Genomic DNA, 22,692 nt, shown 5'->3' with positions numbered 1-22,692 from the left:
AGCTGGCCGGCAAGGTTAAGAGAACCCTTCCGTTTCGGACCTGTACGCCATGAAGACCCTGCTGATCGCCGCCGTCATCGCGACCGCCCTGCCCGCCACTTCGGCCCTGGCGCAGGCCGACGGCCGTTTCGCCGTCGGCGCCCAGGTCGGCACGCCGGGCGCCGGCCTTCAGGCCCAGTTTGCGCTCAGCCCGGTCGTGGTGCTGCGCGGCGGCTATGACGTGCTGAAATGGGATCGGGACCAGACCTACAAGGGCATCGATTACGACGCCAAGATCGACTTCAAGTCGCCGGGCGCCTTCGTGGACGTTCACCCGTTCCGCAACGGCTTCCTGATCTCGGGCGGGGCCTATTTCGGCGATCGCAAGGTCGATCTGGATGCGACGCCCACCGGAAACGTCAATGTCGGCGGCGCGACCTTCACTCCGGCCCAGGTCGGGACGTTGACCGGCCGCATCGACCTGGAAAGCACCACGCCCTTCGTCGGCCTGGGCTATGACAACACCTTCACGCGGGGCGGACGGCTGGGCTTCCGCCTTCTGGCCGGCGCGGCCTTTGGCGATGCGCCGCAAGTGAATCTGGACGCCCGCGGCGGGACCTTGTCGAACGATCCCACCTTCCGTGCGCGTCTGGATCAGGAAGAGCGTGAAATTCAGGCCGAGGCCGATGATTACAAGGTCCTGCCGGTGCTTCAGGCGGGCCTGAACTTCAAGTTCTGACGCCCAAAGGCGTCGTCCCTGAGCGCGAAGGCTGGGGATAAATAGATTATGCAAAACAGGGCGTTAACCTAGAAACAAATCGTAACAGCCGGCGCCAAGGCGGGTTTCGCCACTTTTCCGCCACAGGTTAACGCGACAAGGCCAGCGCCGGCGGCGTTGGGAGCCGGTGTCTCCTGAGCGAAACTCATGATCGGCGCCTCCGCTGCTATCGCCATGCTTTGGGCTGCCGTATCGTCTGTGACGAGCGGGCCTGTCCCCTACAATGACGTCGTAGCGGCGGATCAAGTCAGGACTGAAACCCCTGCCGCCATCGTCGGTTCCGATGAAGTCGAGACCGCCCTGAACGCCGAACAGGCCGAGCTGATGGCCTCCGATCCCGACTGGCGCGCGTCGGCGCGCCTCTATCACGCAGGCGGCGGCGGCGCGACGGGCAACGATTCGCTGGGTTGCCGTCCAATCGCCATGCGCACCGTCGCGGTCGATCCCCGCGTGATCCCGCGCCGCACCAAGCTGTTCATCCGCGAAACGGTCGGCATGCGTCTGGCCGACGGTTCCATCCACGACGGCTACTGGTACGCCTCCGACACCGGCGGCGCGATCAAGGGCCAGAAGATCGACCTGTATACCGGCACCGGTCGCGGCTCGATGAACCAGGCGCAGCGCCTGAACATGCGCACCCTGACCATCGTGGACGCCGGCGATTTCGACGGTTGCCCCCCGGCCTGGACCACCGCTTCCAACTGATCCGGCCGATCATGAAAAACGCCGGCTGACCGCGAAGGTCAGCCGGCGTTTTCGTGTCTGCAGCCTTGCGCCGATCAGTCCAGTTCGGACACTTCCAGCGTCGACTGCACCATCGAGCCGTTATAGGTGCCGACCCAGATGTCGTAGCGGCCGCTCTGCGGATTGGTGATCGTCACCTTGGGATCGACGCCGCCGGCGCCGTCGTCGTCGCAATAGAAGCGGCCGTTCGGCGTATTGATCAGCAGGGTCGTGTCTTCCGATGCGCGCACGCGGAAGGTCAGATCGGCGTCGCCCGGCTCGAAGAAGATCTGGAGGTCGGGGGCCGAGCTGACCGAGCCTTCGCAGCCTGACTTGGCGGCCGAGGCGGGCGAGGAGCCGCCGGCCAGGATCGACTTGGTCCAGGGGTCGGGCGTGAAGCCGCCGCGCAGATTGGCCGTGCCGTAGTTGGGCTCAAGGTCGATGTTGGGCGCCGCGCCCGCCGTCGTGTCGGTGCCGCCCAGTTCGCTGATCTGCAGCGTCGACTGGACCATGTTGTCGTTATAGGTGCCCAGCCAGATATCGTAGCGACCGCTCTCGGGATTGGAGATGGTCACCATCGGGTCCAGGTCGCCGCCGCTGTCGTCGTCGCAATACCAGCGGCCGCCGGGGCTGTTGACCAGCAGCGTCGTGTCCTCGCTGGCGACCGCCTTGATGGTCAGGTCCAGATCCCCGGCTTCGAAGTTCAGTTGCAGGTCAGGCGCGGCGCTGACCTTGCCCTCGCAGCCCGACTGCGCGGCCGAGGCGGCGATCGAGCCGCCCGCGAGGATGGATTTGGTCCAGGGATCGGGCGTGAAGCCGGTCTCCAGCCGCACCGAACCGTAATTGGGGTCCAGGGTGAAGTCAGGCTTGGCCGCGCTCTTCTGGGCCAGGCTGACGCCAGGGGCGAGTAGCACGGACGCAGCGGCGATGACGGCGATGGATTTCATGGTGCTCCCTCCAGCAGCAGCGGCGCCATGCCGCAGGCGGAGGTTAATCCGTTTCGCCGAACCGTGCAGCTTGAAAAGGGGGCTTAGAAGCGACGCTTGCCCGTCACCGTCTCGAAGAACAGGCGAAAGTCGCCCATCAGGCTCCACAGCGGATATTTGAAGGTCGCGGGCCGGTTCTTTTCGAAGAAGAAATGCCCCACCCAGGCGAAGCCGTAGCCCAGCAGCGGCATGGCCAGCAGCCACCAGGCGTTCCGCGTCGCCACGAAGGCGACGAAGGCCGAGATCACCAGAAAGGTGCCGACGACGTGGATGCGCCGGCACGTCCGGTTGGAATGCTCGTGGATGTAATAGGGATAGAAGGCCTCGAACGAGGCGTAACGGCCCTCAGGTGCGGACGGCGTGCTCATGGGCGGAGGGTGCGCCTCCGCCCACGATCAGGCAAGTGCCCGCAAGATCAGCCCTTGGGCTTGCCCTTGAAGCCGTCCTTCTTGAAGCCCGGCTTGGCCTTGAAGGACTTCTTGGCATAGGGCTTGTCGCCCGAGGCGTTCGAGCGCGGGTTGGCGCCGCCATCGTTCTTCGGCGCCCAGGGCTTCTTCTTGAACGGCGGGCGGGCGTCGCCCTCGCCGCCGTCGGCGCGCTTGTAGGGGGTCTTCTTGAAGGGGCGATCGCCATCCTCGCGCGGCTTGCCGGCGAAGCGGCTGGCCTTCATCGAGCCGGGCGTCGGGGCTTCCGACGGGGTGATCTTCACCTCGTCCTTGGAGGCGGCGACGGCTTCGCGGAAGGTCTTCTCGTGGGTCTTGGCGACCTCGAACCGCGTCTCTTCGGGGAAGGTGCGGATGGCGCCAATCTGAGGCTTTGAAATGCCGCCGATACGGCAGATCAGCGGGATCAGCCATTTCGGGTCGGCGTTCTTGTTGCGGCCCACGTCCAGACGGAACCAGACCACGTCGTCGGCGCCCAGACGCTCGCCAGGCCAGGGTTGGGCCGTCGTGCCGTCATCGTTGCGGACCATGCGGTCGCGCTTGGCCGGACCGCGATCCGAACCCGGATCGGACAGTTCTTCCGGCGCCGGCTGCTCCTTGCGCAGCAGACGCACCAGTGCGGCGGCGATCTCGTCGGGCGTGCGTTCGGCGATCATCCGCTTGGCGACGACCATGTCCTCGTCGGAGACCTCGGCCTCGAAGTGCGACGGCGACAGCAGACGGTCCTCGTCGGCCTTGCGGATTTCGTCGAAGGTCGGGGCGCCGGTCCAGACGGCGTCGATGCCGGCCTCGTCCATCAGCCGCTCGGCCTTGCGACGACGCGAATGCGGGACCAGCATGACCGAGATGCCCTTCTTGCCCGCCCGGCCCGTTCGGCCCGAGCGGTGCAGCAGGCCGGCGCGGTTCATCGGCAATTCGGCGTGAATGACCAGACCCAGGTCCGGCAGGTCCAGACCGCGCGCGGCCACGTCGGTGGCGACGCAGACGCGGGCGCGGCCGTCACGCAGCGACTGAAGCGCATCGGTACGCTCGCGCTGACCCATTTCGCCCGACAGACTGACGGAAGAGAAGCCGCGCTCCAGCAGCGACGACTGCAGGTGACGCACGCTGTCGCGGGTCGAGCAGAAGACCATGGCGCGCGGCGCCTCGAACCAGCGCAGGGTGTTGACCACCGCGTGCTCGATCTCGTTGGGCGCGATGCGATAGGCGCGGTATTCGATGTCGGCGTGCTGGCGCGTCTTGTCGGTCGCGTCGATGCGGACCGCGTCCTTCTGATAGCGTTTGGCCAGGGTGGCGATGTCGCGCGCGATGGTCGCCGAGAACAGCAGGGTGCGGCGTTCGGCCGGCGCCTGATCCAGGATGTGCTCCAGGTCTTCGCGGAAGCCCATGTCCAGCATCTCGTCGGCCTCATCGAGGACGGCGACCTTCAGCTCGGACAGGTCCAGATTGCCCCGGTCGATATGGTCCTTCAGACGGCCGGGCGTTCCGACGACGATGTGGACGCCGAAGCCGAGCGCGCGGGCTTCACGGCGCGCATCCATGCCGCCGACGCAGGTGGCGATCTTGGCGCCGGCGTCGGCGTACAGCCATTGCAGCTCGGCGGCGACCTGCATGGCCAGTTCCCGCGTCGGCGCGATGGCCAGGCACAGCGGCGCGCCGCCGGGGCCGAAGATCGGCTTGTCGCCCAGCAGGGTCGGCGCAGCGGCCAGACCGAAGGCGACGGTCTTGCCCGAACCCGTCTGGGCCGAAACCAGCAGGTCGCGATCCGCATGCTCCGCCTCCAGCACGGCGGCCTGTACCGGAGTGGGTTCGGCGTAGCCCTTGTTGATCAGGGCGCGGTCGAGCGCGGGATGGACGGCGGGAAAGGGCATAGGAAACCTGGGACAACGGACAAGGGCGGTCGCCGAAACGACCGCGCCCGGCCGAGGTCAGACCTCAGGCCGGGCGAATGATGGCGCTCTATACATCAATAAGGGCGCAAGCGGGGCGGAAAACGCCGTTCACCCTGTTCCTTCAGGCGACGTTGACCTGAAAGACGCAGTCTGGCGATCGAACCCACCGCGTCCGGAGCTTCGCCATGCAAGCGCTTTCTATCGCCGCCGCCGGAATGACGACCGCGCAGAACCGGTTCGACACCAGCGCACGCCGCACCGCCGCCGCGCCGCTGGACAATCTCGCCGAGGAAACCGTGGAGCGGATCCAGGCCAAGACCGCCTTCAGCGCCAACGCCGCCGTTCTGCGCACCGCCGACGACATGACCGGAACCCTGCTGGACATGCTGGCCTGAAACCTCAGACCGGCGCCTTCTCCGGCAGGTTGAAGAAGCCGACGAAGCGGTCGAAGACGGCACGGTCGCCGGTCAGGGTCATCAGGCCGTCGGCCTCGAAGGCGGCGGGCGGGACCTTGCCGTAGACGCAGGCGGCGACCAGCGGCGGTTGGGTCGTCAGGACGACGTCGGCGGCGTCCGTGGGGCCGCGGCGGGTCGTGATCGTCCCCTTTTCGATCTGAACGACGAAGGGTTCGTCACCGAAGACGAAGCCGACGGTCATCGCGGCGTCTCCGGCCAGGGCCGGATCGAACATCGTCTCGAACGACTGCATGATCGACACCGCGCTGATCGGCAGGGTCGGGTCGTGACGAGGCGAGCGCGCCGCCCAGCCGCCCAGCACCATGAAGACCGGCTTGATCTCGTATCCCCAGGGCGTCAGCTCATAGACCTGGACCGAGGCGGGCGGCGGCAGTTTGCGGCGGGTCACGATGCCCGAAGCCTCCAGCCCCTCCAGTCGCTGGGTCAGCACATTCGCGGAAATGCCGTGCAGATCCTTTCGCAGATCGCCGAACCGGCGCGGGCCCATCATCAGTTCGCGGATCACCAGCAGGGCCCAGCGCTCGCCGATCAGGTCCAGCCCGTGCGCGGCCCCGCAGGCGTCGTGATATCGGCGACCAGCCCTATCGGTTATCTTTTCTAACTTCATAGTTGACTATCGTAATCATCGGAGTCAGGTTTCGCAAATAACAAGGAGAGGAAACGCCGTGGCTCAGCTGATTTTCATTAACCTGCCGGTCGCCGACCTGCCCCGATCGATCGCCTTCTATGAGGCCGTCGGCGCGACCAGGAACCCCATGTTCAGCGACGACACGGCCGCCTGTATGGTGGTGTCGGACGTGATCCACGTCATGCTGCTGACCCACGACAAATGGCGCACCTTTACCAATCGGGCGATCCCCGACGCCCACGCCTCGGCCCAGGTTCTGCTGTGCCTGTCCCGGGACAGCCGCGAGGCGGTTGACGCCGTCGTCGCCCAAGCGGGGGCCGCCGGCGGCAAGATCGATCCCAATGCGACCCAGGACTACGGCTTCATGTACGGGCGCAGCTATGCCGATCCGGACGGCCATATCTGGGAAGTCATGTGGATGGACGCGGCCGCCGTCGCCGCCGGTCCCGAAGCCTTCGCCGCTGACGCCATGGTGTCGTGATGGGGGACATTCGCGAACTGAGCATCAGCCGGCTGATCAAGGCCTCGCCGGAAACGGTGTGGAACATCTACACCGAGCGCACCGGCGAGTGGTTCTGCCCTCGCCCGTGGACCACGCCGGTCGTGGACTGGGACCTGCGCGTCGGCGGGCGGGCCAACGTCGAAATGGCTTCGCCGGAGGGCGAGCGGCATCCCTATTCCGGCGTGTTTCTGGAGGTGGTTCCGGGCCGCAAACTGGTCTCGACCGGGGCCTTCACCGAGGGCTGGGTTCCGCAGGCCGGCGACATGAACTTCGTGCGCATCGACACCTTCGAACCCGAGGCCGGCGGAACTCGCTACACCGCCACGGCCCGGCACTGGGACGGAAAAGCCGCCGAAACCCACAAGGCCATGGGCTTCGAACAGGGCTGGGGCGCGGTCGCCGATCAACTGGCGGCGTTGGCGGAAGGCGATGCGACATGACCGACAAGATCATTCCCTGCCTGTGGTTTGACGGCGACGCCGAGGCCGCGACCGCCTTCTACGTCAGCCTGCTGCCCGACAGCCGCATCACCGCCGTCAACCGCTCGCCGGTCGATACGCCCTCCGGCCCTGAAGGATCGGTGCTGACGGTGCAGTTCGTGCTGGCGGGTCGAGAGTATCTGGCGCTGAACGGCGGCCCGAACTTCCGTTTCACCGAGGCCGTCTCCTTCATGGTGATGACCGAGGATCAGGCCGAGACGGACCGGCTGTGGGACGCCCTGCTCGCCGACGGCGGCAGCGAGAACGCCTGCGGCTGGCTGAAGGACCGCTGGGGCCTGTCGTGGCAGATCACGCCGCGTCGCCTGATGGAGCTGACCACCGATCCGAACCCCGCGCGCGCCAAGGCCGCCATGCAGGCCATGATGGGCATGATCAAGATCAACATCGCGGCGCTGGACCGCGCTGTCGCATCGGCAGGCTGAGATGTCGCCGGTCATCACCGCCTTTGAACGCTCGCCTGATCGGGGACGAGGTCTGGCGCGAGACATGCGGGTGCGCTGGATGCTGGAGGAGATCGGCCAACCCTATCGCGTGCTGCCTCTCTCGTTCGAGACGATGAAGCAACCGGCGCACCGGGCGCGCAACCCGTTCGGCCAGATCCCGACCTATGAGGACGGCGACCTGACCCTGTTCGAATCCGGGGCCATCGTTCTTCACCTCGCTGAACGTCACGGTCGGCTTCTGCCCACCGATCCCGAGGCGAGGGCGCGGACGATCGCCTGGATGTTCGCCGCCCTGAACACCGTCGAACCGCCTGTGTTCGACCACAGCCTGACCCAGGTGCTGGAGCGCGACCGTCCTTGGTTCGACGAGCGAATTCAGATGCTGGAGGCGCGCATCCGCGTTCGTCTGGCGCAACTGTCGGATCACCTGGGCGAAGCTGACTGGCTGGAAGGCGACTTCAGCGTCGGCGACCTGCTGATGGCGTCGGTTCTGCTGCGGCTCAAAGCGACGAGCCTTCTGGACGAACGGGCCAATCTGCGGCCCTATCTGACGCGCGCCGAGCAGAGACCTGCGTTTCGACGCGCCTTCGACGCTCAAAAAGCCGCCTTCGACGCCGCCGACGCCTGAACGACAAAGAACGATCACCCGTGGAGAGACGACCGATGACCTATGTGACCGGCTTTTTGACCCCCGTGAAAACCGAGGACAAGGCGCGCTACGTCAAGTCCGCCGAGGCGTCCTGGCCCCTGTTTCAGAAATACGGCGCCCTGTCGCAGGTCGAGACCTGGGGCGAGGACGTGCCCGACGGCACGCTGACCAGCTTTCCCATGGCGGTGAAGCTGCAAGAGGGCGAGGTCGTCGTCTTCTCGTGGGTGACCTGGCCCGACCGCGCCACCGCCGACGCCTGTTTCGGCAAGATGCAGGACGACCCCGACTTTGCGAACATGGACATGCCCTTCGACGGCAAGCGCATGATGTGGGGCGGTTTCAGCGTCGCCTTCGAAGGCAAGGTCTGAGGCCGGCGGCGGCCCGGTTCGAACGCAAATCGCCCTGACGCATTGTCAGGGATCGAGGAGAACCGACATGGCCGCCCGCCCCACCTGGCAAGGACATCTGAAGCTGTCGCTGGTCACCTGTCCGGTGGCCCTCTACACGGCGACGACCAGCACGAACGACGTGCGGTTTCACCTGATCAATCCCGACACCAACAATCGCATCCGCATGGTGCCGACCGACCCGGACGCCGGGCCGGTCGAGCGCAGCGATCTGGTGCGCGGCTATGAGGTGTCCAAGGACGAATACGTCCTGTTCGACGACGCCGACTTCGACAAGGTGAAGCTGGAGAGCACCAAGACCATCTCGATCGACAAATTCGTCGACGAGGACGACATCGACAGGCTGTATTGGGACGATCCCTTCTTCGTGGTGCCTGAGAAAGGCGCGGGCGTCGAGGCCTTTGCCGTCATTCGCGACGCCATGCAGAAACAGGGCAAGGTGGCGCTGGGCCAGTTGGTCCTGCGCGGCAAGGAGCGTCAGCTGGCGCTGGAGGTTCGGGGCAAGGGGCTGATCGCCTACACCCTGCGCGCCCATGACGAGGTGCGCGATTCCGACGACTATTTCGACGACATTCCGACGGTGAAGGCCGATCCCGACATGGTCGAAATCGCCGCTCGCATCATCGGGCAGAAGGAGGCGGACTTCGACCCGACCGATTTCAAGGACGGCTACGACGACGCCCTGCGCGCGATGATCAAGGCCAAGTCCAAGGGCGGCAAGGGCGTGGTCGATGTCGCCGAACCCGACGACACCAATGTCATCGACCTGATGGCCGCATTGCGAAACAGCCTGAAAGGATCGGCGACGGGGACGAAGACGCCGGCCGCCAAGAAGACCCCGGCGAAGAAGGCGGCGCCAAAGAAGGCGGCGCCCAAGAAGACTGCGGCAAAGAAGAAGACAGCGGCCTAGACGCCCATCTTCTTCAACGCCGATTTCAAACTGACCGCCGAGGCGCGGAAATCGGCCCAGGGATCGGGCTTCTTCAGCAAGGCCGCATAGGTCCAAAGGTTGAATGCGGCGGGATCCAGCCCGGCCTTGACCTGCCCCCACGACAGCGGAAAAGCGATCCCCGCCCCCGGCCGTGCGCGCGGCGACCAGGGCGCGACCGCCGTCGCCATCCGCCCGTTGCGCAGATAGTCGATGAAGATCTTTCCGCCCCGCGCCTTCTTGGCCAGGGTCGTGGTGAACCGGTCTGGCGCCTCGGCGCGGATGGCCTCGGCCACCGCCTTGGCGAAGGCCTTGTTCTGATCCCAGGTCACGCGCGAGCGGGCGTCGGTCTTGATCGGCACGACGACGTGCAAACCCTTGCCCCCGGTCGTCTTGACGAAGGCGGCCAGACCCAGCGCCTCGATCTTCGCCTTCACGACCTTGGACGCGGCGATGACGTCGGCGAAGTTCAGCCCCTCGTCCGGATCCAGGTCGAAGGTGATCTGCTCAGGGATTTCCGGCTGGCCGGGCGCGCAGCCCCAGGGGTGCAGTTCCAGCCCGCCCGACTGGGCGATGGCGACCAGGCCGCCGACATCGACGGCGGCGACGTAAGGGGTGCGGGCCTTGACGTCGATCAGCTTCAGCCGCGGGTTCGACCCCGCCATGGCGTGCCGCTGGAAGAAGGTCTCGCCGCCAATCCCCTCGGGCGCGCGGATAATGGAGGTCGGCCGGTCCGCCACATGGCGCAGGATCCGCTCGGCCGCCGCCTCGTAGTAGCGCGCTAGGTCGGCCTTGGTGATCGCCGGCCGGTCGCCCACGGCGGGCCACAACACCTTGTCGGGGCTGGAGATGGTCACGCCCGCCACGACCACCTTGCCGGGCTTTACAGCCGATCGCACCGTCGTCGTGGTCTTCTTCGCGTCGCCCATATCGGCCGGCGGTTGGGGCGCCTGGGTGACCTCGGCGGCGGTCTTGTCTTCGCGCAAACCCTTGAACGCCGCCTGCCGCAGCGATCCGGATTCGGTATAACCGCCATGCTCGACCTCGGCGACCAGCACCGGCTTGACCCAATGGATGTCCTTGGCCGCCTTGGGCGCGCCCGCCCCGGCGAAGGGGGATTTCTCCGCCGCCACGTCCTTCAGCGCCGGAACAAGCGTCTTCGTCACCGCCTCGCCATAGCCGGTCCCGACCCGACCCAGATAGCGAAGGCCGCCCTTGTCCCTGACCCCGACCAGCAGGGAGCGGAACCGCGTGCCGCCCTCGGACGACCAGCCGCCGATCACGACTTCATCGCGACCCCGGCATTTGGACTTCAGCCAGGTCGATGACCGCCCGGCATGATAGGGGGCGTCCAGCTTCTTGGAGATCACGCCTTCCAGATCCATCCGGCAGGCGCTCTCCAGCACCGCCTGACCGGTCGAGGCGAAATGCTCGACATAGCGCAGCCGCCCAGCGGCCGCCTTTCCAATCCGGTCCACATAGGCCTGCAGCCGCGCCTTGCGATGCGACAGCGGCAGTTTGCGCAGATCCTCCGCCCCCTCGAACAACAGGTCGAAGGCGAAATAGATCAGGCCTTGCGTATTCTCGTCCGAAATGGCGGCCTGCAACGCCCCGAAGTCCGGCATGTGATCGTCGTCCAGCGCGCACAGCTCGCCGTCGATCACGGCGTCAGGCCAGGTCGCCGCATCCGCCGCGAGGTCTGGGAACTTGTCGCTCCAGTCCAGACCCTTGCGCGTCCGCAAGACCGCCCGACCGCCGCCGACGCCGATCTGGATGCGATAGCCGTCGAACTTGATCTCGTGCGCCCAGCCCGTTCCGCCCGGCGGATGGTCTGTCACCTTGCACAGCTGGATCGGCACGAATGCCGGCGGCTTTCTTGCCTTCGCCGCCGCTTTCGAGGGCTTGGGCTTGGCCGGGCCTTTACGCCCCGTCGGCTTGGCCGCCGTCCACTCCTTCGTCCCATCCGCAATCTCGGCCAGCGACCGCCCGGTCGTCACCGAGGCGTCGATTTCGGCCAGCGCATCGCCCTCGCCCGCCACGGCGAAATCGTCCTTCTCCTTTAGCAGCAGCCAGTTGTTGCGTTTGAAGGGTTTGCCCCGATCGCTCTTCAACCGGATCAGCGCCCATTTGCCTTTCAGCCGCTCGCCGTGAAGGATCATCTTGATCTGACCCTTGGCCCAGGCCGCCTCCAGGTCCGGCTCCTGCGGCTCCCAAGTGCCGACATCCCACATCTGCACCGTGCCGGCGCCGTAGTTGCCGTCGGGAATCGTCCCCTCGAACGACCCGTAATCCAGCGGATGATCCTCGACCTCGACCGCCAGCCGCTTGACCGCCGTGTCACGCGACGGCGCCTTTGTCACGGCCCAGGATTTCAGCACCCCGTCCGCCTCGATGCGAAAATCATAGTGCAGACGCGTCGCCGCGTGGCGCTGGATCAAATAGCGGAAGCCGCCCTTCGCGCGCTTGCCCTTGGCGCCCTTCGGCTCGGGCGTTTCGCCGAACCGGCGCTTGGCCTGATAGGTCTTCAGTTCACCGCGCATAGGGGCGTAATCCGCCCCGCGCCAAAGCGTTGCCTCAGCGACAGAAGCGCGTGTCGGTCGCCTCGAGGTGCAGGTGGTCGTAGTGGACGGCGTTGTAGTCGGGGCTCAGCGTCGTGCCGAAGATGCGGCAGGCGTCGTCGCGGATGCGCTTCAAAAAGCGCGCCTCGGGCGTGTCGCCGTTCCAGTCCCTGGTCACGGTGATGCGCCGCCCGTCCCTCAGCCGCACCCCGGCGAAGTCCAGCGCCGCCGCTTGGGAATGGGCGCTGATGCGGTTGGAGCCCACGCCGTTGTTCACGTTGCGACAGGCGTAGGCCCCCATGTGATCGATCTGCATGACATCGGAGCCTAGGATCTCGCGCGCCGCCGGCTCCAGCGACTGGCGACGCCAGATGCTCAGCGCCAGCGCGGTCTGGCAGGTCATCTCCACATCGCCCGGCGCCATGCGCGCCACGGTGCCCAGGTCAGCGCCCAGCACCCCGCCTTGATGCAGGCCGCAGGTCGCGGTGTTCTGGCGATCCGGCACGGGACTGAACCGCACGCGCGCAGCATTCAACTCGGCAAGGCACCGGCCCAGATCGCCGCCTTCGCGCACGACCAGGGCCTGGGTCCCGCCGTCGATCATCCGATCCACCAGCCCCCCGACCAGCGGCGCCTCGGTGCGTGACGGATAGGGCGATGTCGGCCGCAGCGGCTCAGGGGGACGCCGCACGCAGCCGCTGAGGATCAGCAGGACGCCAAGGCCGATGAGAATGTGAGAAACGCGCGACACGGAAGGCATGGTCGCGACGCTTAGCTGATTCCCGCCGCCGCCGTGGTCACGAGGCGGAGAGCCGCCTATCGGCGCTCTTCGGACGCGCCCTTGGCCCGGCACCGATCCGAGCAGAACCGCACCTGATCCCAGTCCCGCGCCCACTTCTTGCGCCAGGCGAACGGCAGGCCGCAGGCGGCGCAGGGCTTTTGCGGCAGGTCGGACTTGGCCGGCGCCGTGCCGAGATTGACGTGTTTTCGGGCCATGTCCCCTGCCAAGAAAAAGGGCGGCCCGTCGGAGCCGCCCTTGATCGTATCAGCTATCCAGGAAGGACCGCAGTTTGCGCGACCGCGACGGGTGCTTCAGCTTGCGCAGCGCCTTAGCCTCGATCTGACGGATGCGTTCGCGGGTCACCGAGAACTGCTGGCCGACTTCTTCCAGCGTGTGGTCGGTGTTCATGCCGATGCCGAAGCGCATGCGCAGGACGCGTTCCTCGCGCGGCGTCAGGGACGCCAGCACGCGGGTCGTGGTCTCGCGCAGGTTCGACTGGATGGCGGCGTCGATCGGCAGGACGGCGTTCTTGTCCTCGATGAAGTCGCCCAGATGGCTGTCTTCCTCGTCCCCGATCGGGGTTTCCAGCGAGATCGGCTCCTTGGCGATCTTCAGGACCTTGCGCACTTTCTCCAGCGGCATGGCCAGCTTTTCCGCCAGCTCTTCCGGGGTCGGCTCGCGGCCGATCTCGTGCAGCATCTGGCGGCTGGTGCGAACGATCTTGTTGATCGTCTCGATCATGTGCACCGGGATGCGGATGGTGCGCGCCTGGTCGGCGATCGAGCGGGTGATCGCCTGACGGATCCACCATGTGGCGTAGGTCGAGAACTTGTAGCCGCGACGATACTCGAACTTATCGACCGCCTTCATCAGGCCGATGTTGCCCTCCTGGATCAGATCCAGGAATTGCAGGCCGCGATTGGTGTATTTCTTGGCGATGGAGATCACGAGGCGCAGGTTGGCCTCGACCATTTCCTTCTTGGCTTGCCGCGCTTCGCGTTCGCCCTTCTGCACCGTTTGGACGATACGGCGATAGTCGTCGATCGGCAGGCCGGCTTCCAACGCCACGGCGGCGACGTCGGAACGGATGGTCGCGATCTGGCTGGCTTCGTTCTCGCTGAACTTGGTCCAGCGCACGCCCTGGTCCTTGATCCGGTCGGTCCAGGTGGGATCCAGCTCCGAGCCGAAATAGGCCTTGAGGAACTCGGGCCGCGAAATGCCGTAGCTGTCGGCCAGACGCAGCAGACGGCCTTCCAGACCGATCAGGCGCTTGTTGATCGCATAGAGCTGCTCGACCAGCGCCTCGATGCGATTGTTGTTCAGCTTCATGGTCTTCAGACGGTCCGAGATGGACGTCGTCAGCGCCTGATAGGCCTTTTCATCCTTGGCGCTCAGCACCTCGCCCTTCAGGCGGGCCTGAACCAGCTTGTCCTGCAGGGCGCGGAAGGCGCCGAAGTCCGCAGCGATGGCGTTTAGGACGTCCATCACCCCGTCGCGCAGCTCGGCTTCCAGCGCCGAGATCGACATGCCGCCGCCGTCGTCGAAGTCGTCGTCGTCGTCGTCGTCGGATTCAGGCTTGTCCTCGGCGGCCGGCTTGTCCTCGGCCTCGTCTTCCTCTTCGCCTTCAGGCTGGGCGGCGCCCGGCAGGGACGAAGGGTTCAGCACGCCATAGGTGGCGTCCAGGTCGATGACCTCGCGCAGCAGGATGCGGTTGTTTTCCAGCTCGTCGCGCCAGACCATGATGGCCTCGAAGGTCAGGGCGCTTTCGCACAGACCCGAGATCATGGCGTCACGACCGGCCTCGATCCGCTTGGCGATGGCGATTTCGCCCTCGCGGCTCAGCAGTTCGACCGATCCCATTTCGCGCAGATACATGCGCACGGGGTCGTCGGTGCGGTCATAGGCCGACTTGGCGGGCGTTTCGGCCACAGCAGTGCCGGCCGCGGCGGCGACGTCGGTGGACTGCTGCTCCTGCGCGTCCTCCTCGGCCTCCACGACATTGACGCCCATTTCGGACAGCATCGCCAGGGTGTCTTCAATGGCGTCGGGCGTGACTTCTTCGGACGGCAGGACCTTGTTCAGCTCCTCCATCGTCACATAGCCGCGCGCCTTGGCTTGCTTGATGAACTTCTTGACGCCGGCGTCCGTCAGATCGAGCAGGGGCCCATCGGTCGAAACCTCGGTGTCCTGCGTCTCGGTCTGTGCGTTCATAGTCAGTCTGTCTCCAGCCGAGAGGGTGATCAGTCCGCCCCGGCGAAAAATACAATGCTTAGCGTGCCGTAAGGTTACGTGCCCGCGCTGTCTTCCCAAATCGTCCCGGCTTTGATCGCACGGCGAAGCGCATCCCGCTCGGCCTTCAGCCGGCGGAACGCCTCATCCTGCCCAGGCACATCACGTGCATGGGCCAAGGCGTCCTCCAACGCGGCGACCCGCGTCGAAGCGTCGAACGCCTGCGACCATCGGACCCTTGCCTCGGCGAGGGGCGCATTTGCGGCCAGGAATGGCGCGCCGGACTTTGCCGCCGCCTTCTCGACCTCGCGCACTAAGGCATCATGACCCGATTGCGCCAGATGGCGTCGCAGGGCGGCGGAGTCAAGGCTATGTCCCGACAGACGCAGGCGAACCAGCTCCTGCGCCAGTCCATCCAGCCCCTTGTCGCCAAATCCATGGGCTGCGATTTCCTCCAGATGGTCGTCCATCCGTTCGGGGTCGTCGATGGCGCCGTGGGCCAGAGCCGCCGGCACGGGCTCGATGGCGCGAAACAGCGACTGCATCGCCTGGGCGCCCTCGGCCGTCTGACCCAGTTTGGGCGGCGGGCCGAAACCGCGCTTGCCCTGCCCCGGCGTCCAGGGCGCGCGTTGGGGGATGCGCGGGAACAGGGCGTCGAAACGGTCGAACAGGTCGCGGCGGTATTGCTCGGCCAGATCCTTGTCCTGGATGGCCGAGGCGGTGTTTCTCAGCCGCGCCTTGAAGCCGGCCTTGCGCTCCGGCGTGTCCAGCGGCTCCAGATCCTGTTCGCGGCGGAACAGCACCTCGGCGAACCCATGAGTTTCGGCCAGGGCCTGACGTAGCGCGGGCGCGCCCTTGTCGCGCAGAATGTCGTCGGGATCCTGACCGGCGCCCAGCAGCGCGAACCGGAACGAGCGCCCTGGCTTCAACAGCGGCAGCGAGCGTTCGATGGCGCGATAGGCGGCGCGCAGTCCGGCCGCATCGCCGTCGAAGCAGAGGATCGGCTCGTGCGACACGCGCCACAGCCGTTCCATCTGCTCCTCGGTCAGGGCCGTGCCCATTGGCGCCACGGCCGGCAGGCCCGCGCGCTGGCAGGCGATGACGTCCATATAGCCTTCGACCACGATGATGGCCTGGTCGTTCTTGGATTCCGCACCCAGGATGCGCCGCGCCTCGGGCAGGCCGTAAAGGGTCGCGCCCTTGTGGAAAAGCGGGCTTTCCGGGCCGTTCAGATATTTGGCCCGGTCGTCGGGGTTCATGGCCCGGCCGCCGAAGCTGACGATCCGGCCGCGCGCATCCAGGATCGGGAACATCAGTCGGTCTCGGAACCGGTCATAGGGCTGGCCGCCGCTTTCGGGCGAGATCAGCAGCCCGGCCTCGACCAGTTCGGCGGGCTTGGCGCCGCGCTGGACCAAAGCCTGTTTAAGCCCCTCGCGGTCGTTGGGCGCATAGCCCAGCCCGAAACGCTCCCATTGATCCTCGGGCAGGCCGCGCTTGTCCAGATATTCCCGCGCCGCCTTGCCCGGCGTCCGGCGCAGGTTTGCGGCGAACCATTTCTGGGCCAGGTCCATCCAGTCCGACAGACCCGCCCGCTTCTGCTCGCGCTCGGCCTCCTTGGGGTCTTCGGCGGGAAGCTGCATCCCCGCCTCTCCGGCCAGACGCTGCACGGCCTCGACGAAGCTGAGCCGCTCGGTCTCCTGCAGGAAGGAAATGATGTCGCCGTGCTTGCCGGACGAGAAGTCGTGGAAGAAACCCTTGTCGTCGTTGACGAAGAAGGACGGCGACTTCTCCTTCGAGAAGGGCGACAACCCGACATATTCGCGCCCCTGACGTTTCAGCTTCACCGTCCGCCCGATCACGTCGGACGGCCGAAGGCGGGCCTTCAGTTCATCGATGAATCTCTCGTCGAAACGCACCCGCGATCCTTAAGCCCTGCGGCACTCAACGTCGATGGATGGGAAGACGATCAGGCGGCTCGTCCGGGCATCCCCCGATATCCGAACGAACCGCCGCATCGCAGAAGGCGCAAACCGCAGCGTCCCCCAACGCCTTGGCTAACGAAGTCCTAACGCCTCGCGGACCGGCATCTGAAGTCAGGACCGGCGTTCTGTCGAGAGGCGGGCGAGCTTGCCCTAGCGAATAGAGGCGAGACTGTGTCCTTTTCGTCGCGCGTCGTTCGCCTTACGGGCGACCGAAGGGGACGACCTTGTTGGCGGCGTCATGCCCGATATCGGCGCTTCCCAGAAAGGGTATGCCCGAACGCAGGCACCAGTATCGAACGATTTCCTCCGGAGTCTGACCGAAATCGGGATCGTTTGGCGTGACGTCCGAGACCCGTCCCATGCGAATCCCGGCCACGCGACGAATGCTGGCCTGGCTGGTCAAGTGAAACATCATCCGGTCGATCCGGTAGGCGGCCTCGGACACCTCCTCCAGCATCAGGACGTGGTCGGACAGATCGGGCTCCAGCGGCGTGCCGGTCAGTTCGTTCAGGATGGTCAGGTTGAAGGCGACGGCCGGGCGAGGATCGGTCGCCAGCGACGGCTCGATCCAGTCGGTGCGTCCCGCGGTCAGCCAGGACAGGGCGCCACGCGCGGTCGCGTCGTCGCGCACCGAATCCGACGCCATCGGTCCGTGCGCCAGATGCTGGAACCCGGCCTTGTACATCCCGGCCAACAGGCTGCCGGCGTCGGAATAGCCCATGTAGCGCTTCTTGCGGGCGACGGCGTCCAGGCGCGGGATCACCGCATCGGCGATGCGACAGGAGCCGTATCCGCCGCGCGCGAACCAGATGGCGTCGATGCGGGGGTCGTTGGCGAACTCCACGAAGGCGTCGGCGCGCGCCCGGTCGTCGCCGGCGAAATGACCGTGTTTCAGGAAACAGGCGGGGTGGAAGACGACGGCGACATCGCGGTCGGGATGGTTGTGCGCCATCCAGGCCTCGACCGCCTCGGCGCGCTCTTTGGAGAAGCGCGAACTGGCGCAGACGACGCCGATCTTGAAGCTATTGGTGTCCACGTCCGTCTTCTTCGTCGTTTTTGCGATCCCCCACTGGCGGACCGGCCCGATCCCCTGTTCTAAGGGGGCATGAACCAAGACGCCTCCTATTTCTTCTGCGGCATCGGCGGGTCGGGCATGCTGCCCCTGGCCATGATCGTCCAGGCGCGCGGCGCTGTGATCGAAGGGTCGGACCGGGCGCTGGACCAAGGCCGCACGCCCGAGAAGTTCGACTGGCTGCGCGCCCACGGCGTGACCCTGCACCCTCAGGACGGATCGGGCGTGACCCGCTCGGATCAGACCGTCGTCGCCACCGGCGCCATCGAGGAGACGGTGCCCGACATCGGCGCGGCCAGGCGCGCGGGCGCGACGATCAAGACCCGGCCCGAACTGCTCAGCGAACTCTTCAACACCGCCGCGACCTCGGTCGGGGTCGCGGGCACCAGCGGCAAGTCCACCATCACCGGCATGATCGCCTGGATCCTGCATCAGACGGGCCGCGAGCCGACCGTCATGAACGGCGCAGTGATGAAGAACTTCGCCGACGCCGACCATCCGTTCGCCAGCGCCCTGATCGGCGGGCCCGACGTGTTCGTGTCCGAGGTGGATGAAAGCGACGGCTCCATCGCGCACTACGATCCGACGGTGGCGGTGGTGTCCAACATCTCGCTGGACCACAAGTCGATGGAGGAGCTGCGCGACCTGTTCGGGGGCTTCACCGCGCGGGCGACGACGGCCGTGCTGAACCTGGACAATCCCGAGACGGCGGCCCTGGCCCAGACCTTGCCGGCTGGGAAAGCGATCACCTTCGGCCTGGGCGAAGAGAAGGCCGACCTGTCCGCCCATGATCTTCAGCCTCTGCCGACAGGCATGCGGTTCCGGCTGATCGAGGGCTGGAGCGAACACGACGTGGCCCTGAACGTGCCCGGCGCCCACAATGTCGCCAACGCCCTGGCCGCGCTGGGCGCGACCCGGGCGCTGGGCGTGCCGACGGCCGAGGCGGTGAAGGCGCTGGAAACCTTCGCCGGCATCCGGCGCCGGATGGAGGTCGTCGGGACGACGGGCGACATCACCGTCATCGACGACTTCGCCCATAACCCGGACAAGATCGCCGCCACGCTGAAGACCCTGCACGCCTTCGACGGGCGGCTGCTGATCCTGTTTCAGCCGCATGGGTTCGGCCCGCTGAAGCTGATGAAGTCCGAATTCATCGACGGCTTCGCCGGCCTGATGCGCGAGGACGACGTGCTGCTGATGCCCGAGCCGGTCTATTACGGCGGCACCACCGACCGCAGCGTGGGATCGGAAGACATCGCCTCCGGCGTCCGCGCCGCCGGCCGTCAGGCCGAGGCGCTGGCGACGCGCGCGGATTGCGGCGACCGGATCGTCGCGATCGCCAAGCCGGGCGACCGGATCATCGTCATGGGTGCGCGCGACGACACCCTGTCGACCTTCGCGGCGGAACTGTTGGGGCGTCTAGGCCGGTAACCGCCATCAGCAAGGACGGGGTTCAGTACACGTCGCGGCGATAGCGCCCGTCTTCCAGCAGGGTCAGCACCACGTCCGCGCCCAGAGCGCTTTCCAGCGCCGCATGCACGCCTTGCGACATGCCTTCCAGACTGCCGCAGACATAGACCGCCGCGCCGCGCGCGACCCAGTCGCGCACATCATCCGCCGCCGCCGCGACCAGGGCCTGCACATATCGGCCGTCGCCTTCGTCGCGCGAGAAGCTCCGATCCAGCCGCCGCAGCACGCCCGACGCCAGCCAGGCCTGCAACTCCGCGTCGAAGAAGGCGTCTTGCGCCTGGGTGCGTTCTCCGAACAGAAGCCAGGCCCCGCCCGCGTCGGTGCGCGCCTTCAAATGCGCGCGCAGGCCGGCGATGCCCGTGCCGTTGCCGATCAGGATCATCGGCGTCTCGTCCGACGGGCCGTGGAAGCTGCGGTTGGTGCGCAGGCGCATTCCGATCTGATCGCCCAGCGCCAGATCCTGCGTCAGCCAGCCCGAGGCCAGACCCGGCGCGCCGTCGGGGTGGCGCATCAGGCGGATCAGGAACTCGACCCGGCCGTCCGACGGCAGAGAGGCGATGGAATATTCGCGCGAGCCGGGCGTGACGCCGTCGCGTTCCGGCAGGCCGACCTCGGCGATGTCGCCCGCCGACCAATCGGGCGACGCGCCCACGGCCTCGAACGCCAGATGCCAGGCCTCGCCGCCGGGACTGCCCGGATTGACCAGGGTCCGTTCGACCAGCCGCCAGGGTTCGTAGGCGGGCGGGGTCCAGTCGGGGGCCGTCACGCTGCCGGTGATCTGGTTCAGTAGGTGCTGCCAATGGCGGAGGGCGCCGGCCTCGCCGTTGTCGACCTCGACCATGTCGAAGAGGGGTTCGGCGCCCGCGCGTCGCAGCCACCCGTCCACCGCATGGCCGAAGCCGCAGAAATGATCGTAGTTGCGGTCGCCCAGCGCCAGCAGACCGAAACGCAGTTCCGACAGATTCGTCGCCTCGCCCATGACCTTGCGCACAAACCGGGCCGCGCTGTCGGGCGGATCGCCCTCGCCGGTCGTCGAGACGATCAGCAGCGCCCGGTCTGTCGATTTCAGCGTCTGCACATCCAGATCGGCGAAAGACAGCACACGCGCACCCACGCCGCCATCGCCCAGAGACCGCGCCGTCATCCACGCCAGTTCCTCGGCGAAGCCCGTCTGGCTGGCGAAGGCGATCAGCAGCGGCCGTCCCTCGCCTGCGCCCGCCAGAGCATCAGACCGCGCACGGGCCGCCGCCCTCGCCCTGCGCTCGCGCCAGACGATGACGACGATCAGGGTCAGCCAAAGCGCCAAGGCCCCGACCGCCCACAGCCAGCGCTGCGGATCGGCTGTCACCCCGGACGATCTCCGTCGTCGTCCATCAGGGAGGCGAAGGCCGGCGACATCCGCTCGACGGGTCCGCGCTCGGTGCGTTCGACGAAATGGGCCATCAGACCCACGGCCTCGGCGTAGTCCGGTCCGTCGAACGGTCCCATGACGGTCAGGGCCGTGGCGTAGGCGTCGGCCATCATGGCCGAGCGGTGCAGAACGGTGACCGAACTCAGATTGTTGCTGACCGGCCGGCCGGTCGATCCGTCGATGGTGTGGGGATAAAGGCGCCCGTCATGGCGGAATGCGCGGCGATAGTCGCCGCTGGTCGCCACGGCCAGATCGAACAGGGCCGCCACGGTGTGGGGCGCAGGCGAACCCTCGACCCGCTCGATCTCGACCCACCACGGCTGGGCGTCCGGCTTGACGCCGCGCCCTTTTAACTCGCCGCCGATCTCGATCAGGTGCGAGGTGGCGCCCATGGCCATCAGCCGGTCGGACACGCGATCCACCGCATGACCCTTGGCGATGCCGGAGAAGTCCAGCCTCATCCCGCCCATCTGCATCACAGCCCGCGCATCGCCGTTCAGCCGCAGCTTCTGCCAGCCCGAAATGGCCGCAGCCGCCGCGATCTCGTCCTCGGACGGGACCGGCAACAAGGCCGAACGCGGTCCGGGCGGGCCGAACCCCCACAGATCGACCAAGGCGCCAAGGGTCGGATCGACCGCGCCGTTGGTCTCGTCGCCCAGGGTCATCGCCGCATCCAGCAGATCCCAGAACGGCTGGGACACCGCCCAGACGCCGGCCGGCGCGGTGTTGAAGCGGCTGATTTCGCTGGACGGCTCCCACGGGCTGAAAAGACCGACGACGGTGGCCAGTTCCTCCTCGATCGCAGACCGGATCTCGGCCTCGCCCACGCCTGGCGGGGCGATGACGCGCGCGTTCCAGGTCGTGCCCATGGTCTGGCCGCCCAGCGAACGGATCAGATCGCTGGGCGGACGGGGCGGCGCGCCTTCTATCGCGGGCACGAGGACACGGTTGTCGGCGCGGTCGCCCAGAGGGGCGGCGTCGCCGATATTGACCGTGGGCGGAGCGGCGCGCGAGCCGCGCGAGGGGGGAATGTCGGACATGGCCCTTCGCTTAGGGCAGGACTTCCATCGCCGCCACATAGCTGGCGTTGGAACCCAGCGTTTCGCCTTGGCCTTCGGTGCGGACCGAGGCGTTCAGCCAGTACATGCCCGCTTCCGGCCAGGTGATGGTGAAGGCGCCCTCGGCGTTGGTCTTGAGCGTCGATTCTTCGGGGTTGTCGCGGTACCGCAGACCACCGCGCGCCACGGTGACGTCGATGTCCGCCGCCGGCTGGCCGTTGTTCAGCAGTTTGAAGGTGGCGGGTTCGCCGACCACCAGATCGTTCGGGTGGGTGACGGGAACCAGCTCAAGCCCCTCGCCGGTCGTCTTGAAGACGGTGTCGGTGGGGTTGTTCAGGGTGACGAAGGTCTCGATACGGCTGGCAGTGCGGGTCGCCTGAACATTGGTCGCGCCCTCGGGCAGGCCCGCCGGGTATTCCGAGGCCACACCGCGCCAGCGCTTCTGCTCGCCATTCAGGGTATAGCTTGCCATCACGCCGTTCATGACGTTGGCGATCTTGTAGGTGCCGTTCTGGGTCAGATGGGCGTCGAAGGTCGAGCGATAGCGGCCCTGCATGGCGTTCTCGGGCTGGACCGCCGAGCCGTCCGGCGCGGTGATGGTCAGGCCGGTCAGGCGCATGGCGGCGTGGTCGGGGTTGAACACCTGGTTCGACATGCCGGCGTCGAATCCGACCCAGGCGTCCGTGCCCGACAGGGTCGTGGCCGTGGGCGCCAGCCAGGCGCGGTGGGCCTGGGCGGCCATGGGGGCGGCCAGTGCTGCAGCCAGCGTGAGCAGGGCGATCGTCTTCTTCATGGTC

23 protein-coding genes are annotated in these 22,692 nt (G+C 66.8%); 10 read left to right on the top strand and 13 right to left on the bottom strand.

All coding sequences use genetic code 11. From position 1 onward, the window contains the following. Positions 1-49 precede the first annotated feature (49 nt). The gene (locus E7T10_RS05230) at positions 50-718 is read left to right on the top strand and encodes a hypothetical protein (protein ID WP_137720992.1); all 669 of its coding nucleotides are present in this window, start codon (positions 50-52) and stop codon (positions 716-718) included. Between the two features lie 186 nt (positions 719-904). Further along, a complete protein-coding gene (locus E7T10_RS05225) occupies positions 905-1,462 on the top strand; it encodes a 3D domain-containing protein (protein WP_039244236.1) in 558 nt (185 codons plus the stop codon). Between the two features lie 74 nt (positions 1,463-1,536). On the opposite strand, the gene E7T10_RS05220 is transcribed toward E7T10_RS05225, so the two are convergent. The 3 genes from E7T10_RS05220 to E7T10_RS05210 all read right to left on the bottom strand — a co-directional run bounded on the left by E7T10_RS05220 (position 1,537) and on the right by E7T10_RS05210 (position 4,780). Beyond that, positions 1,537-2,427, bottom strand: a complete 891-nt coding sequence (locus E7T10_RS05220; protein WP_137720991.1) for a hypothetical protein — start codon at positions 2,425-2,427, stop codon at positions 1,537-1,539. An 83-nt stretch (positions 2,428-2,510) separates the two neighbouring features. Next, positions 2,511-2,834, bottom strand: coding sequence for an Mpo1-like protein (locus tag E7T10_RS05215; RefSeq protein ID WP_026108600.1), 324 nt, complete (start codon positions 2,832-2,834; stop codon positions 2,511-2,513). Between the two features lie 47 nt (positions 2,835-2,881). Then, complete coding sequence (locus E7T10_RS05210; protein WP_137720990.1) at positions 2,882-4,780, bottom strand: DEAD/DEAH box helicase; 1,899 nt, start codon at positions 4,778-4,780, stop codon at positions 2,882-2,884. Positions 4,781-4,986: 206 nt separating this feature from the next. On the opposite strand from E7T10_RS05210, the gene E7T10_RS05205 reads away from it, so the two are divergent. Further along, on the top strand, positions 4,987-5,196 hold the full coding sequence (locus tag E7T10_RS05205) for a flagellar basal body rod C-terminal domain-containing protein (protein ID WP_137720989.1): 210 nt from the start codon (positions 4,987-4,989) through the stop codon (positions 5,194-5,196). A 4-nt stretch (positions 5,197-5,200) separates the two neighbouring features. On the opposite strand, the gene E7T10_RS05200 is transcribed toward E7T10_RS05205, so the two are convergent. Then, positions 5,201-5,884 carry a helix-turn-helix domain-containing protein gene (locus tag E7T10_RS05200; RefSeq protein ID WP_137720988.1) on the bottom strand — a complete coding sequence of 228 codons (684 nt, stop codon included), beginning with the start codon at positions 5,882-5,884 and terminating at the stop codon, positions 5,201-5,203. Between the two features lie 58 nt (positions 5,885-5,942). On the opposite strand from E7T10_RS05200, the gene E7T10_RS05195 reads away from it, so the two are divergent. From E7T10_RS05195 to E7T10_RS05170, 6 genes are all read left to right on the top strand, one after another. Further along, a complete protein-coding gene (locus tag E7T10_RS05195; protein ID WP_137720987.1) occupies positions 5,943-6,386 on the top strand; it encodes a VOC family protein in 444 nt (147 codons plus the stop codon). Then, the gene (locus tag E7T10_RS05190) at positions 6,386-6,847 is read left to right on the top strand and encodes an SRPBCC family protein (RefSeq protein ID WP_137720986.1); all 462 of its coding nucleotides are present in this window, start codon (positions 6,386-6,388) and stop codon (positions 6,845-6,847) included. Before E7T10_RS05195 ends, E7T10_RS05190 begins: the two co-directional genes overlap by 1 nt. Continuing rightward, positions 6,844-7,329: a VOC family protein gene (locus E7T10_RS05185; protein WP_137720985.1), complete on the top strand. Its 486-nt coding sequence runs from the start codon at positions 6,844-6,846 to the stop codon at positions 7,327-7,329. The genes E7T10_RS05190 and E7T10_RS05185 overlap by 4 nt, the downstream gene beginning before the upstream one ends. A gap of 1 nt (position 7,330) precedes the next feature. After that, on the top strand, positions 7,331-7,978 hold the full coding sequence (locus tag E7T10_RS05180) for a glutathione S-transferase family protein (RefSeq protein ID WP_039244224.1): 648 nt from the start codon (positions 7,331-7,333) through the stop codon (positions 7,976-7,978). Between the two features lie 35 nt (positions 7,979-8,013). After that, positions 8,014-8,367: a DUF1428 domain-containing protein gene (locus E7T10_RS05175; protein WP_137720984.1), complete on the top strand. Its 354-nt coding sequence runs from the start codon at positions 8,014-8,016 to the stop codon at positions 8,365-8,367. Positions 8,368-8,434: 67 nt separating this feature from the next. Continuing rightward, a complete protein-coding gene (locus tag E7T10_RS05170) occupies positions 8,435-9,316 on the top strand; it encodes a Ku protein (protein ID WP_137720983.1) in 882 nt (293 codons plus the stop codon). On the opposite strand, the gene ligD is transcribed toward E7T10_RS05170, so the two are convergent. From ligD to E7T10_RS05140, 6 genes are all read right to left on the bottom strand, one after another. Then, the gene (gene ligD / locus E7T10_RS05165) at positions 9,313-11,874 is read right to left on the bottom strand and encodes a DNA ligase D (protein ID WP_137720982.1); all 2,562 of its coding nucleotides are present in this window, start codon (positions 11,872-11,874) and stop codon (positions 9,313-9,315) included. The genes E7T10_RS05170 and ligD overlap by 4 nt on opposite strands. A 34-nt stretch (positions 11,875-11,908) precedes the next feature. Then, the gene (locus E7T10_RS05160) at positions 11,909-12,652 is read right to left on the bottom strand and encodes an extensin family protein (protein ID WP_137720981.1); all 744 of its coding nucleotides are present in this window, start codon (positions 12,650-12,652) and stop codon (positions 11,909-11,911) included. Positions 12,653-12,708: 56 nt separating this feature from the next. Continuing rightward, positions 12,709-12,888 carry a DUF2256 domain-containing protein gene (locus E7T10_RS05155; protein ID WP_137720980.1) on the bottom strand — a complete coding sequence of 60 codons (180 nt, stop codon included), beginning with the start codon at positions 12,886-12,888 and terminating at the stop codon, positions 12,709-12,711. Between the two features lie 49 nt (positions 12,889-12,937). Next, entirely contained in the window at positions 12,938-14,884 is a 1,947-nt protein-coding gene (gene rpoD, locus E7T10_RS05150) for an RNA polymerase sigma factor RpoD (RefSeq protein ID WP_137720979.1), read from the bottom strand. Between the two features lie 74 nt (positions 14,885-14,958). Further along, on the bottom strand, positions 14,959-16,818 hold the full coding sequence (gene dnaG / locus E7T10_RS05145) for a DNA primase (protein WP_137720978.1): 1,860 nt from the start codon (positions 16,816-16,818) through the stop codon (positions 14,959-14,961). 265 nt (positions 16,819-17,083) lie between these two features. Beyond that, positions 17,084-17,920, bottom strand: a complete 837-nt coding sequence (locus E7T10_RS05140; RefSeq protein WP_137720977.1) for an LD-carboxypeptidase — start codon at positions 17,918-17,920, stop codon at positions 17,084-17,086. Between the two features lie 69 nt (positions 17,921-17,989). On the opposite strand from E7T10_RS05140, the gene murC reads away from it, so the two are divergent. Continuing rightward, positions 17,990-19,387 (top strand): UDP-N-acetylmuramate--L-alanine ligase, encoded by a 1,398-nt coding sequence (murC, locus tag E7T10_RS05135; RefSeq protein WP_137720976.1) that lies wholly within the window; start codon positions 17,990-17,992, stop codon positions 19,385-19,387. 22 nt (positions 19,388-19,409) lie between these two features. Here murC and E7T10_RS05130 read toward each other — a convergent pair whose 3' ends face one another. From E7T10_RS05130 to E7T10_RS05120, 3 genes are read right to left on the bottom strand one after another with little or no spacing between them, the layout of a single operon-like run. Next, entirely contained in the window at positions 19,410-20,774 is a 1,365-nt protein-coding gene (locus E7T10_RS05130; RefSeq protein ID WP_137720975.1) for a sulfite reductase subunit alpha, read from the bottom strand. Next, positions 20,771-21,877: an FAD:protein FMN transferase gene (locus tag E7T10_RS05125; RefSeq protein ID WP_137720974.1), complete on the bottom strand. Its 1,107-nt coding sequence runs from the start codon at positions 21,875-21,877 to the stop codon at positions 20,771-20,773. Before E7T10_RS05125 ends, E7T10_RS05130 begins: the two co-directional genes overlap by 4 nt. A gap of 10 nt (positions 21,878-21,887) precedes the next feature. Next, the gene (locus E7T10_RS05120) at positions 21,888-22,688 is read right to left on the bottom strand and encodes a DUF4198 domain-containing protein (RefSeq protein WP_210416153.1); all 801 of its coding nucleotides are present in this window, start codon (positions 22,686-22,688) and stop codon (positions 21,888-21,890) included. Between the last annotated feature and the right edge of the window lie 4 nt (positions 22,689-22,692).

Origin of the sequence: Brevundimonas sp. SGAir0440, from assembly GCF_005484585.1 — a bacterium.
Taxonomy (GTDB): Bacteria; Pseudomonadota; Alphaproteobacteria; order Caulobacterales; family Caulobacteraceae; genus Brevundimonas.
The sequence above is the reverse complement of the archived record's forward strand: the minus strand, read 5'-3'. Positions and strand labels throughout refer to the sequence as shown.

Bases quoted from the DNA above. Each gene is read 5' to 3' on its own strand.
- E7T10_RS05175 (WP_137720984.1), top strand. From the start codon at position 8,014: ATGACCTATGTGACCGGCTTTTTGACCCCCGTGAAAACCGAGGACAAG.
- E7T10_RS05215 (WP_026108600.1), bottom strand. From the start codon at position 2,834: ATGAGCACGCCGTCCGCACCTGAGGGCCGTTACGCCTCGTTCGAGGCC.
- ligD (WP_137720982.1), bottom strand. From the start codon at position 11,874: ATGCGCGGTGAACTGAAGACCTATCAGGCCAAGCGCCGGTTCGGCGAA.
- E7T10_RS05205 (WP_137720989.1), top strand. From the start codon at position 4,987: ATGCAAGCGCTTTCTATCGCCGCCGCCGGAATGACGACCGCGCAGAAC.
- E7T10_RS05220 (WP_137720991.1), bottom strand. From the start codon at position 2,427: ATGAAATCCATCGCCGTCATCGCCGCTGCGTCCGTGCTACTCGCCCCT.
- E7T10_RS05200 (WP_137720988.1), bottom strand. From the start codon at position 5,884: ATGAAGTTAGAAAAGATAACCGATAGGGCTGGTCGCCGATATCACGAC.
- rpoD (WP_137720979.1), bottom strand. From the start codon at position 14,884: ATGAACGCACAGACCGAGACGCAGGACACCGAGGTTTCGACCGATGGG.
- E7T10_RS05230 (WP_137720992.1), top strand. From the start codon at position 50: ATGAAGACCCTGCTGATCGCCGCCGTCATCGCGACCGCCCTGCCCGCC.
- E7T10_RS05155 (WP_137720980.1), bottom strand. From the start codon at position 12,888: ATGGCCCGAAAACACGTCAATCTCGGCACGGCGCCGGCCAAGTCCGAC.
- E7T10_RS05190 (WP_137720986.1), top strand. From the start codon at position 6,386: ATGGGGGACATTCGCGAACTGAGCATCAGCCGGCTGATCAAGGCCTCG.
- E7T10_RS05185 (WP_137720985.1), top strand. From the start codon at position 6,844: ATGACCGACAAGATCATTCCCTGCCTGTGGTTTGACGGCGACGCCGAG.
- E7T10_RS05225 (WP_039244236.1), top strand. From the start codon at position 905: ATGATCGGCGCCTCCGCTGCTATCGCCATGCTTTGGGCTGCCGTATCG.
- E7T10_RS05180 (WP_039244224.1), top strand. From the start codon at position 7,331: ATGTCGCCGGTCATCACCGCCTTTGAACGCTCGCCTGATCGGGGACGA.
- E7T10_RS05160 (WP_137720981.1), bottom strand. From the start codon at position 12,652: ATGCCTTCCGTGTCGCGCGTTTCTCACATTCTCATCGGCCTTGGCGTC.
- E7T10_RS05210 (WP_137720990.1), bottom strand. From the start codon at position 4,780: ATGCCCTTTCCCGCCGTCCATCCCGCGCTCGACCGCGCCCTGATCAAC.
- E7T10_RS05170 (WP_137720983.1), top strand. From the start codon at position 8,435: ATGGCCGCCCGCCCCACCTGGCAAGGACATCTGAAGCTGTCGCTGGTC.
- murC (WP_137720976.1), top strand. From the start codon at position 17,990: ATGAACCAAGACGCCTCCTATTTCTTCTGCGGCATCGGCGGGTCGGGC.
- E7T10_RS05120 (WP_210416153.1), bottom strand. From the start codon at position 22,688: ATGAAGAAGACGATCGCCCTGCTCACGCTGGCTGCAGCACTGGCCGCC.
- E7T10_RS05125 (WP_137720974.1), bottom strand. From the start codon at position 21,877: ATGTCCGACATTCCCCCCTCGCGCGGCTCGCGCGCCGCTCCGCCCACG.